Here is a 13,617-nt window from a genome sequence, read left to right as displayed (position 1 = left end):
AGATGCACACAGCAAGGAGAGCAGCCGACATGAACCAGCAGACCTCTATCGTAGAGGTGATCAAGGCGCGGCTCTCCGAGGGAAGCCTCAGCATCCCGGTATTCCACGCGGTGGCCATCAGGCTGCAGCAGGCGCTGGCCCGCCCGGATTTCGACATAAAGGAGGTGCACCAGCTGTTGAACGCCGACCCCGGCATCGCCACCGGTGTTCTCAGGGCGGCCAACTCCGCCTTCTACGCCGGCCTCACCAAGGTGAGCACGATCCGCGAGGCAATTATCCGGCTGGGCGCCAGCGAGGTGGCGAACCTCGCCATGGTGACCACGCAGCAGGACCTGTACCGTTCCAACGACACGCGGTACAACGCCATCATGCAGACGCTCTGGAAGCATTCTTTCTGCTGCGCGGTGGGGAGCAAATGGCTGGCGCAAAAGGTGGGGTTCGCCGCTCAGGCGCAGGAGGCGTTCCTGGGGGGGCTGCTGCACGACCTGGGCAAACTGTTCCTCCTGAAGTGCATGGAGGAGGTGTGCCGCGAGCAGCATTTCAACGGGGTGACCAGCCAGGCTGTGTTGAGGGAGGTGCTGTCGACGCTGCACGTGGAGCAGGGATACCAGCTCATGGTGCAGTGGCAGATGCCGCAGATCTACTGTGATATCGTGGCCGGACACCAGCAGGAGCGCTGGGACCAGGGCAACGTGCTCTTGGCCATGGTGCGTCTGGCGAACCTGGCCTGCCGCAAGCTGGGCATCGGCATGAACCGCGACCCGTCGGTCGTGCTGTTCGCGTTGGGGGAAGCACAGGTACTGGGCCTCAAGGAGACCGCCCTGGCGGAACTCGAGATCGTCATCGAGGACGCGCTGGCCGTCCCTATTTCAGCCGAATAACACCGCCGGCGGGTGTAGTTTCAGTGCAACCACCGCTTCAGCAGTTCCGGGTTGAGCGGCTTGGGCAAAACGGCCAGCACCCCCAGGCTCCTGCACAGTTCCAGGTCCTTGGGATCCTCCGACGAGGAGAGCGCGAACACCTTGAGCGCCTTGGTGCGATCGTCGCTGCGCAGCCGCTGCAGCACCCCGACCCCGTCGATCTTGGGCAGCTTCATGTCCAGCAGTACGAAGTTGGGTTCCTGGTGCTCGGGGTTCCCCTCTCCCAGCAGCATCCCCAAGGCTTCAGCCCCGTCGCGCGCAACCGCCACCTTGTCGTAGCCCGCTTTCTTCAAGGCCCGCAAGGCGAGTTCTTCGCAATTGCTGTTATCTTCAACCAACAAAATCTCAGCTTCTTGCATAGCGCCTCCCACTACTGCGGTTCAGGGTCGATTTACTGTCAAAACAAGGCAGCCATTCAACGGTTACAGCTTAAGTATAATTAAACACAATTTATAATTTTTTGCTATAGCTTTTATCTCTACTCCGGTCCACCATGGCCCTCAGCGGTTCCTGACACTGCCAACTTGACCACCACGCTCTTCTGTTAAATCCCGTCATTTAGCTGATTATTCCCACTCATTGGGCTTAAAGAACTTGGCCATTGAGAGCAGTCGCTTCAGGCTGTGAGAGAAACTGAACCACCCTCTGAGCTGCGGATCATTTTATATCATACATTAATCTATACACAAGTAGGATTTTTCGTAACGAGAGGAAAAAAGACGCCGCGCCAGTGAGTGCAAACTGGGCGGCGTCGTCGTTGCCAGTGAAAAGCGTCCTATCTAACCCTCGACCGGAGCTCCGCGGGACGGTTTGCGCCCTTCCCGCTTGCTTCTTTGGAAGGCGAGGGCGATTTCGTGCTGCTGCTCCTTGCCCAGGGCTTTCTTGGCCAGCTTGAACACCTCTTTCTCCTCCTCCTGCATGTGGTGCTCCACGATCTCCGCGAGGACCTGCAGTTTGGCCATCCAGCGTTCGTCATCCATCGCCAGCCCCTGGAAGGTTCCCAGCATGGTCTTGGCCACCTGGTGCTCCTCGAACGCCTGCAGCACCTTGTCGCGCAACTCCTCCTTCTGCTCAAGTACGCTGTAGAAGAAGCGTTCCTCCCCTTCCATGTGCAGTTCGAGTTCTTCCTCCAACTGGGAGAACAGCTTCTGCAGCGAAGCAATGTCCTTCTTGCCGGCCTTTTGCGCTTTGTCGAAAAGGTAGCGTGCCTTTTCGTGGTCCTGTTTCAGCACGTCGAAGATGGTCATCTCCGCCCGGCTGTGTGACTCGCTCGACTTCTGGGTGGTAGGCATCTGGTTTCTCCTTTTGGGCGCCACGTCACCTTGCGCCGATACATGTAGGGGCGAACTTTCGTTCGCCCCCGCGTTGCAACTACCTGGTTTTGGTACCGCTCCTACGCCATGCCCCTCGGCTTGGGCTTATCGGAGCTGGCGAAGTCCGCCTTGGACTCGCCCTCCGACCCGATGTCGGTCGCACCGGTCTGTTTCAAGATCTCGATGGCGCGCTTTTTCCAGTCCGCGTTGTCGCAGTGCACCGAAAGGAGGATACCCCCTTCTTTCACGCGTCCCTCATAGCGCTTCGCCTCGTACTCGGGAATCCCCATGCCGATGAGCGCCCCGGCGATGCCGCCGATCACCCCGCCTGCGCCAAGCCCTGCCAGCGCCGCGACGATCGGGCCAGCAGCGATGAAGGGACCGACCCCCGGGATGGCCAGGGCGCCGATGCCGGAGAGCCAGCCGAGCGCGCCGCCGATCACCGCACCGGTACCCGCGCCCGCCGTCGACCCTTCCGGAACCTTGGTGTGTTTCTCGTGGGCGAAGTCCTTGGTGCCGACGTTCTCGGAGAACAGGACCGAGATATCGGTGTTGCGGAAGTCCGCCGCGCGCAGCGAATCGACTGCCTGTTCAACGCTGTCGCGGCTGCGGTAGATGCCGAAAACTGCCGTGTTTTTTGCCATGGTTAGGCCTCCTTTTCTGGTGTTGCCGGATTACGGTGCCCGTCTTACTTCTTCTTCGGAGGCTCAGGCACCTTGGCTCCCTTCTCGCGCGCCTCCGAAAGTCCGATGGCCACCGCCTGCTTGCGGTCGGTCACCTTTTTGCCGCTGCCCCCACTTTTCAGTTCACCCTTTTTGAACTTGTCCATCACCTCGTGCACCGTTTCCTGCGCCTTCTTTCCGTACTTGGCCATTTCTGTTTTCCTCCTCCGCCCTAGATCCGTCCCAAGAGCACCAGGATCAGCAGGATCAACAGGACCAGGCCCAAGCCGCCGCTTGGGTAGTACCCCCACCCCGCGCTGTAAGGCCAGGTGGGCAGCGAACCGACGAGCAGCAAGATCACGATTACCAACAAAATCAGTCTCATGGCTTCCTCCTTTTCACCTGAAAATCCGCTGTGGTTGCATCACTTGTGTTTGCCCAGCGCATCCACGTTCCTCTCGAAGGTGGGCAGGATGGCCTTGATGAAGGCGTTGCGTATCAGTTCCACGATGACCTGCCAGGTGCTGGTCTTGGGGCTTTGCAGCGGGCCGGAGATGTCCGCCTTGGTGGCCACCTGGTCATGGCGCTTGTTCTCCAACAGCTTGGCTACCCCCCCGACCAGCATCTCGTAAACCTTGTGGAAGAAGCCTTTGTTCCTGTCCTGGCGCCGATCGTAGACTTTCATGTCCTTAAAGAAGGGCTTGATGTAGCCGTTCACCATGTTGTTTTTCACGTGCAACTCCGTCACCAGCGAGAAGGTGCCGGCGGTGACGTCAAAGTGGCCGTAGCTGCGCAAGAGGTCGTTCAGTGAGACCAGTTGGGTGTTGTCGATTTTGAGGTAGAGGTCGAGGTCGGGGCCCTTGTCCTCGGGGCGGAAGGTCGCCTTCGCTTCGGTAACGCCGCTCCCCATGAACTTGCCCGACAGTCGCGCCGTGGCGGGCCCTTTAGAGAACTGGTTCGAGAAATTGTCCAGGTCGAGGTTCGCATCGGACAGGAACAGGCGGACTTTTTTGCCCCCGTACTCGTTGATGAACCCGACGTTTGACTCGGTCAGGCTGAAATGATCGATGGTGAGGATTAGGTCCGGCTTGTTGCTGACCTCCTTGGCCGCCTTCTTCACCTTCTGGGCCCTTCTGGATTCGGCGCGGGCGGTCTCGGGGGTATGGATGTAGTCGAGCTTCACTCCGTGGATGGCGAGTTTCTTGAGCCGGACCGTCTGCACCTTGCGGCCGTACTCCACGTTGCCGCTCGCAGTCAGGGTGCCCCCTTCGATCCTGACGTTGGAGCGGGTTGCCATCGGGGCGAAGTAGGCGAGAGGGATCTTGGCCAGCTCGATGGCCGCTTTCACCGCGGGGTTCGGCTCCGCCAGGAAGTTGGCCCTACCCTCGACGGTGCCGTGCCCGCTGCCGAAGATGTCCGTTTCCAGGTGGAAGTTCGATGGGTACACCTTGTCGGGCAGATGTATATTGCGGATGTTGTCGGCGGACAGGTTCAGGTTGGAGAGTTTCAACGGCCGCTTCGGATCCTGGTCGATATAGGTGAGACTGCCGTCGGTGATCTTCAAAAGGTTGATCTTGAGAGGATAAATAGCCTCGAAGGCCTGTTGCCACCCCTTTTGCTTCATGGGGACCTTGCTGGCCGCTTCGGCTTTCAGTTGCAGCAGGTTGACGTGGACCTTGGGGCCATCCACCCTCATGTCGCCGACCAGTTTTCCGGACAGGATCTCGCGCCACTGCACGCTGGCCCTCAGGTAGGGGAACTCCGCCACCGGCGGCTGGGGATGGGCCTCCTGAGAAATACTGAGTCCTTTCAAGGTGATGGAGAGGCCGATCAGGCTGAAGTGCAGCTTGGGGAGCCGTACCTTGTACCCCTTAAGGCTCTGGTTCATCCTCCGTTCCGTGGTGCGCCGCAGCGGTTCGTCGATGAAGAAGCTGGCGATGAAGACGATCAGCACCAGGGAGACGATTATCCCCACGATCCAGAGCAGCACCTTGGGGACCGCGACTCCGCGGTCGGTGCCACGCAGCGCCGGTTCGTTCCGTTCAACCATAAGAATCTCCACGGGTTACGGCAGAGGGCTTTAGCCTTGATGAAAACACGCTAATAAATGTATGCGTTACGCCTGCTTTGTCAATCTCGGCAGGCGCTTTACGCCCTGTCGCCGCCGCAAAAAATGAGGACAGTCATGCCGGGGGGCCGATGCGTACTTGGGCAGGCAAAAGGCCATGATGTCAATGCGCACCTTAGTGCAATGATGGTAAAATGCGAGCTGTACCAGAACTAGACGCCGACAAGGAAAGGTCTGCACCCGAGGAGGTTAACAATGAGAGCAATGTGGTCCGGTTCCATAAGCTTTGGCTTGGTGAACATCCCGGTGAAACTTTACAGTGGCTCGCAGAGCAACTCGCTCGATCTGAACATGCTGCGCAAGAACGACCTCTGCCCGATCAAGTACCTGCGGGTCTGCAAGACCGACAACAAGGAAGTTCCCTACGAGGAGATCGTCAAGGGGTACGAGTACAGTGACGGCGAGTACATCGTGCTTACCGACAAGGATTTCGAGAACGCGAGCCTGGAGAAAACACACCTGATCGACATCGTTGATTTCATTGACGAAAGGGAGATCGACACCCGGTACTTCGAGAAGCCGTACTACCTGGAGCCGGACAAAAGCGGTCCCAAGGCGTATGCCTTGCTCAGGGAAGCGCTGAAGCGTTCGGGCAAGGTGGGGGTCGCCTACTACGTGCTGAGAAACCGCGGCAGTCTAGGAATTGTCCGGCCGCTGGACGACCTGCTGGTTTTGAACCAGATCAGGTACGCCGCGGAGGTGCGTGACGCCTCCGATCTGAAGCTCCCCGGCAACGAGCAGGTACGGGAGCAGGAGGTAACCTTGGCGTTGTCGCTGATCGACCAGTTGACCGCGAAGTTCGACCCAGCCAAGTACAAGGACCAGTACATAGACGACCTAAAGCGGATGATCGAAGAGAAGGCCCAGGGTCGCCAGCCCACGCCTGTGAAGGCCGCTCCGCCACCCAAGGTTGCCGACATGATGGCCCTTTTGAAGGAGAGCCTGAAACAGAAGCGCAAAGAGGCAGCGTAGCCGGCCGGGTCCACCGCCCCCGCCCCCTTGTATAGACTGGAGACATAGGTTACACATGTTCGGAGACATGGGTGACACTTATTACCAAGAAGTGACTTCCCTCTTTGGAGGTGGGCATGCCTTGGCAAGAGGTGACAACCATGACCCTTAGGACAGAATTCGTGATGTTAGCCATTCAAGAGGGCAGCAACATCGCTCAGCTTTGCCGGCTGTTCAACATCAGCCGTGACAAAGGCTACAAGTGGATACGTCGATTCAAGGAGCATGGAGACACTGGCCTTCATGACTGCTCTCGACGCCCCCGCAATAGCCCGATGCAGACTGCTGCCTCGGTCGAGAGTGCAATCCTCGCACTTAGAGAGGAGCATCCGGCTTGGGGTGGCCGTAAGATTAAGGCTTGTCTGGAAGCTGGCAGGGAACAGGTATTCCCTGCACCTTCCACTATTACTGAGATCTTGCGTCGTAACGGTAAGTTAGACCCGGCGCAGTCATCTAAACACAAAGCTTTTATTCGTTTCGAGCATCCAACCCCGAATGCTCTTTGGCAGATGGACTTCAAAGGCCATTTTCCAACCCGTCAGGGACGCTGTCACCCGTTGACAGTTCTGGATGACCATTCTCGCTACAACCTGGTGCTTCAGGCATGTAAAGAGCGCTCTGGTTGCCGCCTTCAGATACGGATTACCGGAGCGGATGACCATGGATAACGGCAGCCCCTGGGGAGACGATGGAGAAAACAACCTCACGGTGCTAACCGCGTGGTTGATCAGGCTGGGAGTGGGCGTGAGCCACTCACGGCCACACCACCCTCAGACCCAGGGTAAAGACGAACGGTTTCACCGGACCCTGCTTCTGGAAACAATCACAGACAAATATTTCGAGAATTTGGTTCAATGCCAACAAGCTTTTGACGAGTTTAGAGTCATCTACAACTCGAAACGGCTGCATGAGTCATTAGGGCAAAGGCCGCCAGTTACGCGCTATCAGCCAAGTGTACGGATGTACCCTGAGGTGCCGCCCCCAATCGAATATGGTCCCGACGACTTAGTCCGAAAGGTACAGGACAAAGGGATCGTCTTCTTCAAGGGCCGTCAGAGTCTCTAGGGCTTTAAGGGGGGAGGCGGTAGCTTTTCGCCCCACAGATCAGGACGGAATCTTTTTGATGTACTACTGCCACCAAAAGCTCCGGGAGATCCGGATCGGGGATAAAAAAGTGTCACCCATGTCTCCGAACGAGTGTCACCCTTGACCCCGGTCTATACACCCTTCGCAAAAGGGGGGGACGCTTGGGGTCGTGCGGCTCTACGTGGAGAATTTTTACGCGGGCACGAGGATTTTGCGAGACTTTAAGCGGATAACGACGTGAAACGCAACGAGGGCACCCGGTATCGGGTGCCCTCGTTGTTCTTCTTTATCTATCTGGCTGGTCTTAGAACTGGACGGCTTTCTGTGCCAACTCGAGGACGGTGCCGGGAACTACGCCGAGAACCAGGGTGGCGCCTACGGCTACCAAGAGGCACACTGCGATGGCCGGGGTGGCACCTGCCCACTCGAAGTCTTCGGTCGGGTCTTTCATGTACATGAAGACCATGACACGCAGGTAGTAGTACAGGGACGCTGCGGAGTTCAGTACGCCGATGATGGCGAGCCATACATAACCTGCCTTGATGGCGGCAGAGAAGAGGTAGAACTTACCGATGAAACCGGCGGTCGGCGGCATGCCGGCCAGGGAGAACAGGAAGATGCTCAGCACCATGGCCAGAAGCGGCTTCTTGTGGCCGAAACCGGCCAGATCCTGCACGTTGCCGTTGACTTCGCCCTTCTTGGTGATCAGGATGATGACGGCGAAGGCGCCGATGTTCATGAAGGCGTAGGAGAGCATGTAGAACAGGATGCCCGCGGCGCCCTCTGCGTTGACTGCGGCGAAACCTACCAAAGCGTAACCGGCATGGGCGATGGAGGAGTAGGCCAGCATCCTCTTCACGTTGTCCTGGGACAGCGCGATGATGTTACCAACGGTCATGGTCAGGACGGCCAGGATCCAGAGCAGATCGCCCCACTCGGCCCTCAGCATCGGGAAGGCGAATATCATGACGCGGATGAAGGCTGCGAAACCGGCGGCCTTAGGGCCGGCGGACATGAACGCGGTCATCGGGGTCGGAGCACCCTGGTAGACGTCCGGGGTCCACATGTGGAACGGCGCGGCGGCAATCTTGAAGCTAAAGCCGACCGCAATCAGCAGCATGCCCACCACGAAGAGCGGGTTGCTGGCTACGCCGGGGTTGCCCATCACGTAGGCGGAGATGGCCATGATCTTGGTGCTGCCGGTTGCGCCGTAGGTGAGCGCCATGCCGTAGAGCAGGAAGCCGGTGGAGAAGGCGCCGAGCAGGAAGTACTTGAGACCCGCTTCGTTGGACGCCAGGCTGGCACGGTTCCAGCCAGACAGCACGTACAGGCAGATGGACAGAAGCTCAAGGCCCAGGAAGATCACCATCATGTCGGTGCCGGCCGCCATCAGCATCATGCCGACGGTGGCAAACAGGATCATGGGGTAGAGCTCGCCCTGGTTGCAGTCTTCCTGGACCATGTAGCGGTCCGAGATCAGGATCGCCAACCCGGCGGAGATCAGAAAGATGACCTTGAAGAAGATGGCAAAGTTGTCCTGCACGATCGATCCGTTGAACGCTGATACCGACGGCCCCCAGCCGCCCACGGCGCTCGCCGCGGTCACTGCAAGGCCGATGATGCTCAGGTAACCGAGGTAGGCCTTGTTCTTGCCCGGCACGAAGACGTTGACGAGCAGCAGCACCATGGCGATGCATGAGAGTAGGATCTCAGGCATGATCACTGCCAGGTTTATGGCCGGCATAGCAATTGTTTCCATCTATAATCCTCCGTCAGTAGTTCTAAGCGGTCTATTTTGCTTCGTTGTTTGCGGGGATGGCCGGGTGTCCAGCGGGCATGCCCGCGGGTGCTGCACCTGCTTCCGGCATGGCCGGATGTCCTTCGGGCATGCCGGCGGGTGCCGCGCCTGCTTCTGGTACCGCCATGTGCCCCGGGGGAAGCGCCATTGCGGCCGGCATCGCTGCCTCTGCAACCTGCTTCTGTACCTTGGTCTGCGCGATCAGCCTGTCGATGGACGGCGCCATGGAGTCGATGATCGGACGCGGGTAGATGCCCAGGAAGAAGATCAGGAAGATGAGCGGCAGCATGATGGCGACTTCGCGTGCGTTCAGGTCTTTCAGGGTCTGGTTCTTCGGGTTGTTCAGCTCGCCGAACATGACCCTCTGGAACATCCAGAGCATGTAGACGGCAGAGAGGATGACGCCGGAGGTCGCGATGATGGCGTACCAGCGCAGGCCGCTCTCGAAGGAACCGAGGAGCACCAGGAACTCACCGACGAAGCCGTTGGTACCCGGCAGGCCGATGGAGGAGAAGGTGACGATCATGAACATGGTGGCGAAGACCGGCATCTGCTTGGCCAGGCCGCCGAAGTCGCTGATGGCACGGGTGTGACGACGCTCGTAGATGAAGCCGACGATAAGGAACAATGCGCCGGTGGAAACACCGTGGTTCAGCATCTGCAGCATGCCGCCGGTGACGCCCTGCTGGTTCAGCGCGTAGACGCCCAGCATGACGAAGCCCAGGTGGGCTACGGAGGAGTAAGCAACCAGTTTCTTAACGTCCTGCTGCACCATGGCGACCAGCGATGCGTAGATGATGCCGATCACGGACAGGGTGGCGATGAGCGGAGTGAACTGCGCGTTGGCATCCGGGAACAGCGGCATGGCGAAACGAACGTAACCGTAGGTACCGCACTTCAGCATGACGGCGGCCAGGATCACGGAGCCGGCAGTCGGCGCCTCGGTATGGGCATCCGGCAACCAGGTGTGCAGCGGGAACATCGGGACCTTGATGGCGAAGGCCAGGGCGAAGGCCAGGAACATCCACATCTGGGTGGCCGGGTCGAGGTGCAGCTGGTAGAAGCGCAGGATGCTGAAGTCGCCGCCGCCCGCCTTGAAGTAGAGGGAGATCAATGCGACCAGCATGAGAAGCGAACCGACCGCGGTGTAGATGAAGAACTTGACTGCTGCGTAGATCCTGTTCTTGCCGCCCCAGATACCGATCATGAAGTACATCGGGATCAGCATGATTTCCCAGAAGATGTAGAAGAGGAACAGGTCCATCGAGATAAAGGTACCGATCATGCCGACTTCGAGGAGCAGCAGGCAGATCATGTATTCCTTCACCTTCTCCTCGACCGCCGTGTAGGTGGAGAGGATGGCGATGGGCATGATGAAGGTGGTCAGGATGACCAGCCAGAGGCTGATGCCGTCGATGCCCAGATGATAGCTCATCTGGAAGGGACCGGCCGCGATCCAGGGCACATTCTCCAGGTACTGGAAACCGCCGATGTCGCTGCCCGGCGCGTTGTACCCGGTGATCAGGGGCAACGAGAGGACGAACGTCACCACCGTCACCGCCATGGCGATGGTACGGAGCACGCCGTGGCTGTTCTTGTTCACAAAGAGGAGCAGTATCGCCCCGATCAGCGGTGTGAAGGTTAATATGCTCAGTAACGGTAGCTGGTTCATTTACTCTGCTCCTTTTACTTACAGGTCAAAATTATCTCAAGTCTCGAATCTTAGCGGAAGATGTACACCGCGACGATCAGGGCCACGCCGAACACCATGGTGAACGCGTAGTTGTGAACGAAGCCGGTCTGCACATAGCGCAGGATGCCGGAGAAGCCGCGGACTACCGCCGCCACGCCGTTGACGGCACCGTCGACCACCAGGACGTCGAACCCTTTCCAGAGGAAGTTGCCGAAAGCCTTGCAGGGGTTGACGAATGCGAAGTCGTAGATCTCGTCGACGTACCACTTGTTGTAGACCGCGCGGTGCAGCGCCGGGAAGGTCGAGGTGAACTTCTCGGGGAAGCCCGGGGCTACGATGTAGAGTGCATAGGCGAGGCCGATACCGCCGCAGGCGATCAGGACGGAGGTGCCCATGAGGCCCCACTCCAGAGCCACGGAGTGGATACCGTGCGCGCCGTGCGCCTCGGTGTAGTGGGTCGAGTATGCGAAGACCGGCTCAAGCCAGTGCTCGAAGTAGTTCGGCATTTCGCCCAGCACTTCGCCGAGCACCTTGGGCACGCCAATCCAGCCGCCGAAGACGGACAGGGTGGCGAGGCAGACCAGCGGCACGGTGATGACCCAGGGGGACTCGTGCAGGTGGTGGAAGGCTTTCTCGGAGAGACGGGTTTCGCCGAAGAAGGTCATGAAGACCAGGCGGAACATGTAGAAGGCGGTGAGGCCTGCAGCCACGGCGCCTGCGCCCCAAAGCACGTAGTTGACGGCGTGGTGGTGCGGGTTGGCAAAGGCCTGCCAGAGGATCTCGTCCTTGGAGAAGAAGCCCGCGAAGCCCGGGATACCTGCGATGGCGATGGTGGCCAGGAGGAAGGTCATGAAGGTGATCGGCATCTTCTTGCGAAGCCCGCCCATGTTCCTCATGTCCTGCGGGTCGGCTTCGGAGTGCTCGTGGTGCAGCGCGTGGTGCATGCCGTGGATGACGGAGCCGGAACCAAGGAACAGGCAGGCCTTGAAGAAGGCGTGGGTCATCAGGTGGAACACGCCGGCGGTGAAGGCGCCGACGCCCATGGCCAGGAACATGTAGCCGAGCTGGGAAACGGTGGAGTATGCGAGGACGCGCTTGATGTCGTTCTGGGCGGTGCCGATGGTCGCCGCGAAGAGGGCGGTGGCGGCGCCGACGCAGGCGATGACGAGGAGCGCAGTCGGACTCTTGATGAAGATGAAGTTCATGCGGGCGATCATGTAGACGCCGGCGGTAACCATGGTGGCGGCGTGGATGAGCGCGGAGACCGGAGTCGGGCCTTCCATCGCGTCCGGCAGCCAGGTGTACAGCGGGATCTGGGCGGACTTACCGGTGGCGCCCAGGAAGAAGCAGAGACAGACGGTGGTGACCACGGCGCCCGGGACCAGGAGGTCGGCGTTTTTCGCGAGTTCCACGAAGTTGATGGTCCAGACGTTGTGGTTGGTGCCCAGGTAGTAGAAGAGGGTGAAGAGACCGAGAAGGAAACCGAAGTCGCCGACCCTGTTCATCACGAACGCCTTCTTGCCCGCGTCGCCGGCGCTCTTCTTGTGGAAGTAGTAGCCGATCAGCAGGTAAGAGCAGAGACCCACGCCTTCCCAACCGATGAACATGAGGAGCAGGTTGTTGCCCGACACCAGGCAGAGCATGGAGAAGGTAAAGAGGTTCAGGTAGCAGAAGTAGCGGTAGAACCCTTCCTCACCGTGCATGTAGCCGATGGAGTAGAGGTGGATCAGGAAGCCGATCCCCGTTACGATCATCAGCATGGTTGCGGACAGCGGGTCGATCAGGAAGCCGATGTCGGCTTTGAAGGTACCGGACTGGATCCAGGTGAAGATGGTCTTCTGGATCACCCGTTCCTCGCCCGGCAGACTCAGGAGCTGGAACAGGATCCCGCAGGCGACCATGAAGGAGGCGAATACGCTACCGGCGGCAATGGCGCCGATGACCGTTTCGTTCTTTATCTTCTTGCCGAGTAGGCCGTTGATGACCGAGCCGATGAGAGGGCACAGTGGGATCAACCATACTAAATCAAACATCCCTGACTCCTTTGTTCTGTATTCTTATAAGTCGTATCTTGGCAAGCGGCACGTCGCCGCCCATTCGCTTGTGACTGTCGCGGATTGCTCCGCCCGCAGCTGAGCGCGTCCAGTGGCGGCGGCCTGAAGCCCCGCTTCTAGAGCTTCAGCAGGTTGATGTCCTCGACGTCGATGGACTCGCGGTTCTTGAAGAAGGCGATCATCAGCGCGAGGCCGACGGCTGCCTCGGCGGCGGCCACGGTCATGACGAAGAAGACGAAGACCTGTCCGTCGATGTTGCCCAGGTGCCTGGAGAAGGCGATGAAGGTCAGGTTCACCGCATTCAGCATCAGCTCGATGCACATGAAGATGACGATGGCGTTCCTCTTGGTCAGGACCCCGATGGTCCCGATGGCGAAGAGTATGGCCGAAACTATCAGGTAATTTTCGATCGCTAGCATGTCTGTTCCCCTCGTAGCGTTAGATTTTCTTTTTGGCCAAGATGACGGCACCGACGATCGCGGCCAGGAGCAGCACCGAGGTGACCTCGAACGGCAGCAGGAAGTCGGTGAAGATCGCCTTGCCGATCAGCTCGACGTGGCCGACGCTGATGATCTGCTCTTTGGTCATCTCGCCCACCTTGCCGGTCATGGAACCTTTCATCAGGAACCAGACGGTCTGGAAGAGGATGAACAGGCCGATGGCGCTTCCCGCCATCACCGCGTGGGTGCCGCGCTTGACGGTCTCAACCCTCACGTTCAGGAGCATGATCACGAAGATGATCAGGACCATGATGGCGCCGGCGTACACGATCACCTGGGTGGCCGCCATGAACGGGGCGTCCAGCATGACGTAGAAGGTCGCCAGGCAGAAGAAGGTCATCACCAGCGACAGTGCGCTGTTGATCGGGTTTTTGCAGGTGACCACGAGTATGCTGGAAATAACGGCCACCGCAGCCACGATAAGAAAGAAGATCGATTCCATTGCTGCTCCT

Annotated in this window: 13 protein-coding genes and 1 pseudogene; 3 read left to right on the top strand and 11 right to left on the bottom strand. The window is 59.0% G+C overall.

The window, feature by feature from the left end; translation table 11 throughout:
• Positions 1-29: 29 nt before the first annotated feature.
• Positions 30-881, top strand: coding sequence for an HDOD domain-containing protein (locus JFN90_RS01985; protein WP_199393422.1), 852 nt, complete (start codon positions 30-32; stop codon positions 879-881).
• A gap of 20 nt (positions 882-901) precedes the next feature.
• On the opposite strand, the gene JFN90_RS01980 is transcribed toward JFN90_RS01985, so the two are convergent.
• The 6 genes from JFN90_RS01980 to JFN90_RS01955 form a co-directional block, all read right to left on the bottom strand.
• Positions 902-1,279 (bottom strand): response regulator, encoded by a 378-nt coding sequence (locus JFN90_RS01980; protein ID WP_199393421.1) that lies wholly within the window; start codon positions 1,277-1,279, stop codon positions 902-904.
• Positions 1,280-1,699: 420 nt separating this feature from the next.
• Entirely contained in the window at positions 1,700-2,212 is a 513-nt protein-coding gene (locus JFN90_RS01975; RefSeq protein ID WP_199393420.1) for a hemerythrin domain-containing protein, read from the bottom strand.
• 101 nt (positions 2,213-2,313) lie between these two features.
• On the bottom strand, positions 2,314-2,877 hold the full coding sequence (locus tag JFN90_RS01970; protein WP_199393419.1) for a quinol:electron acceptor oxidoreductase subunit ActD: 564 nt from the start codon (positions 2,875-2,877) through the stop codon (positions 2,314-2,316).
• 44 nt (positions 2,878-2,921) lie between these two features.
• Positions 2,922-3,107, bottom strand: coding sequence for a DUF6496 domain-containing protein (locus JFN90_RS01965; protein WP_129124983.1), 186 nt, complete (start codon positions 3,105-3,107; stop codon positions 2,922-2,924).
• 20 nt (positions 3,108-3,127) lie between these two features.
• Positions 3,128-3,280 (bottom strand): DUF3309 family protein, encoded by a 153-nt coding sequence (locus JFN90_RS01960; protein WP_199393418.1) that lies wholly within the window; start codon positions 3,278-3,280, stop codon positions 3,128-3,130.
• Positions 3,281-3,319: 39 nt separating this feature from the next.
• Entirely contained in the window at positions 3,320-4,945 is a 1,626-nt protein-coding gene (locus tag JFN90_RS01955; protein WP_199393417.1) for an AsmA family protein, read from the bottom strand.
• A 273-nt stretch (positions 4,946-5,218) separates the two neighbouring features.
• On the opposite strand from JFN90_RS01955, the gene ku reads away from it, so the two are divergent.
• Together ku and JFN90_RS01945 are read left to right on the top strand one after the other, a co-directional pair.
• A complete protein-coding gene (ku, locus tag JFN90_RS01950) occupies positions 5,219-5,995 on the top strand; it encodes a non-homologous end joining protein Ku (RefSeq protein ID WP_199393416.1) in 777 nt (258 codons plus the stop codon).
• Between the two features lie 116 nt (positions 5,996-6,111).
• Positions 6,112-7,244, top strand: a pseudogene (locus JFN90_RS01945) (IS481 family transposase).
• Between the two features lie 180 nt (positions 7,245-7,424).
• Here the strand turns inward: JFN90_RS01945 and JFN90_RS01940 are convergent.
• The 5 genes from JFN90_RS01940 to JFN90_RS01920 all read right to left on the bottom strand — a co-directional run bounded on the left by JFN90_RS01940 (position 7,425) and on the right by JFN90_RS01920 (position 13,607).
• Complete coding sequence (locus JFN90_RS01940) at positions 7,425-8,879, bottom strand: NADH-quinone oxidoreductase subunit N (RefSeq protein ID WP_199393415.1); 1,455 nt, start codon at positions 8,877-8,879, stop codon at positions 7,425-7,427.
• Positions 8,880-8,910: 31 nt separating this feature from the next.
• Positions 8,911-10,590, bottom strand: coding sequence for an NADH-quinone oxidoreductase subunit M (locus tag JFN90_RS01935; protein WP_199393414.1), 1,680 nt, complete (start codon positions 10,588-10,590; stop codon positions 8,911-8,913).
• Between the two features lie 50 nt (positions 10,591-10,640).
• Positions 10,641-12,644, bottom strand: a complete 2,004-nt coding sequence (gene nuoL / locus JFN90_RS01930; protein ID WP_199393413.1) for an NADH-quinone oxidoreductase subunit L — start codon at positions 12,642-12,644, stop codon at positions 10,641-10,643.
• A gap of 137 nt (positions 12,645-12,781) precedes the next feature.
• The gene (gene nuoK / locus JFN90_RS01925; protein ID WP_199393412.1) at positions 12,782-13,084 is read right to left on the bottom strand and encodes an NADH-quinone oxidoreductase subunit NuoK; all 303 of its coding nucleotides are present in this window, start codon (positions 13,082-13,084) and stop codon (positions 12,782-12,784) included.
• A 19-nt stretch (positions 13,085-13,103) separates the two neighbouring features.
• On the bottom strand, positions 13,104-13,607 hold the full coding sequence (locus tag JFN90_RS01920) for an NADH-quinone oxidoreductase subunit J (protein WP_199393411.1): 504 nt from the start codon (positions 13,605-13,607) through the stop codon (positions 13,104-13,106).
• Between the last annotated feature and the right edge of the window lie 10 nt (positions 13,608-13,617).

The organism is Geomonas propionica (assembly GCF_016458235.1).
Lineage (GTDB): Bacteria > Desulfobacterota > Desulfuromonadia > Geobacterales > Geobacteraceae > Geomonas > Geomonas propionica.
Note: the sequence above shows the minus strand (reverse complement) of the source record. Positions and strands in the feature narration are given on the sequence as shown.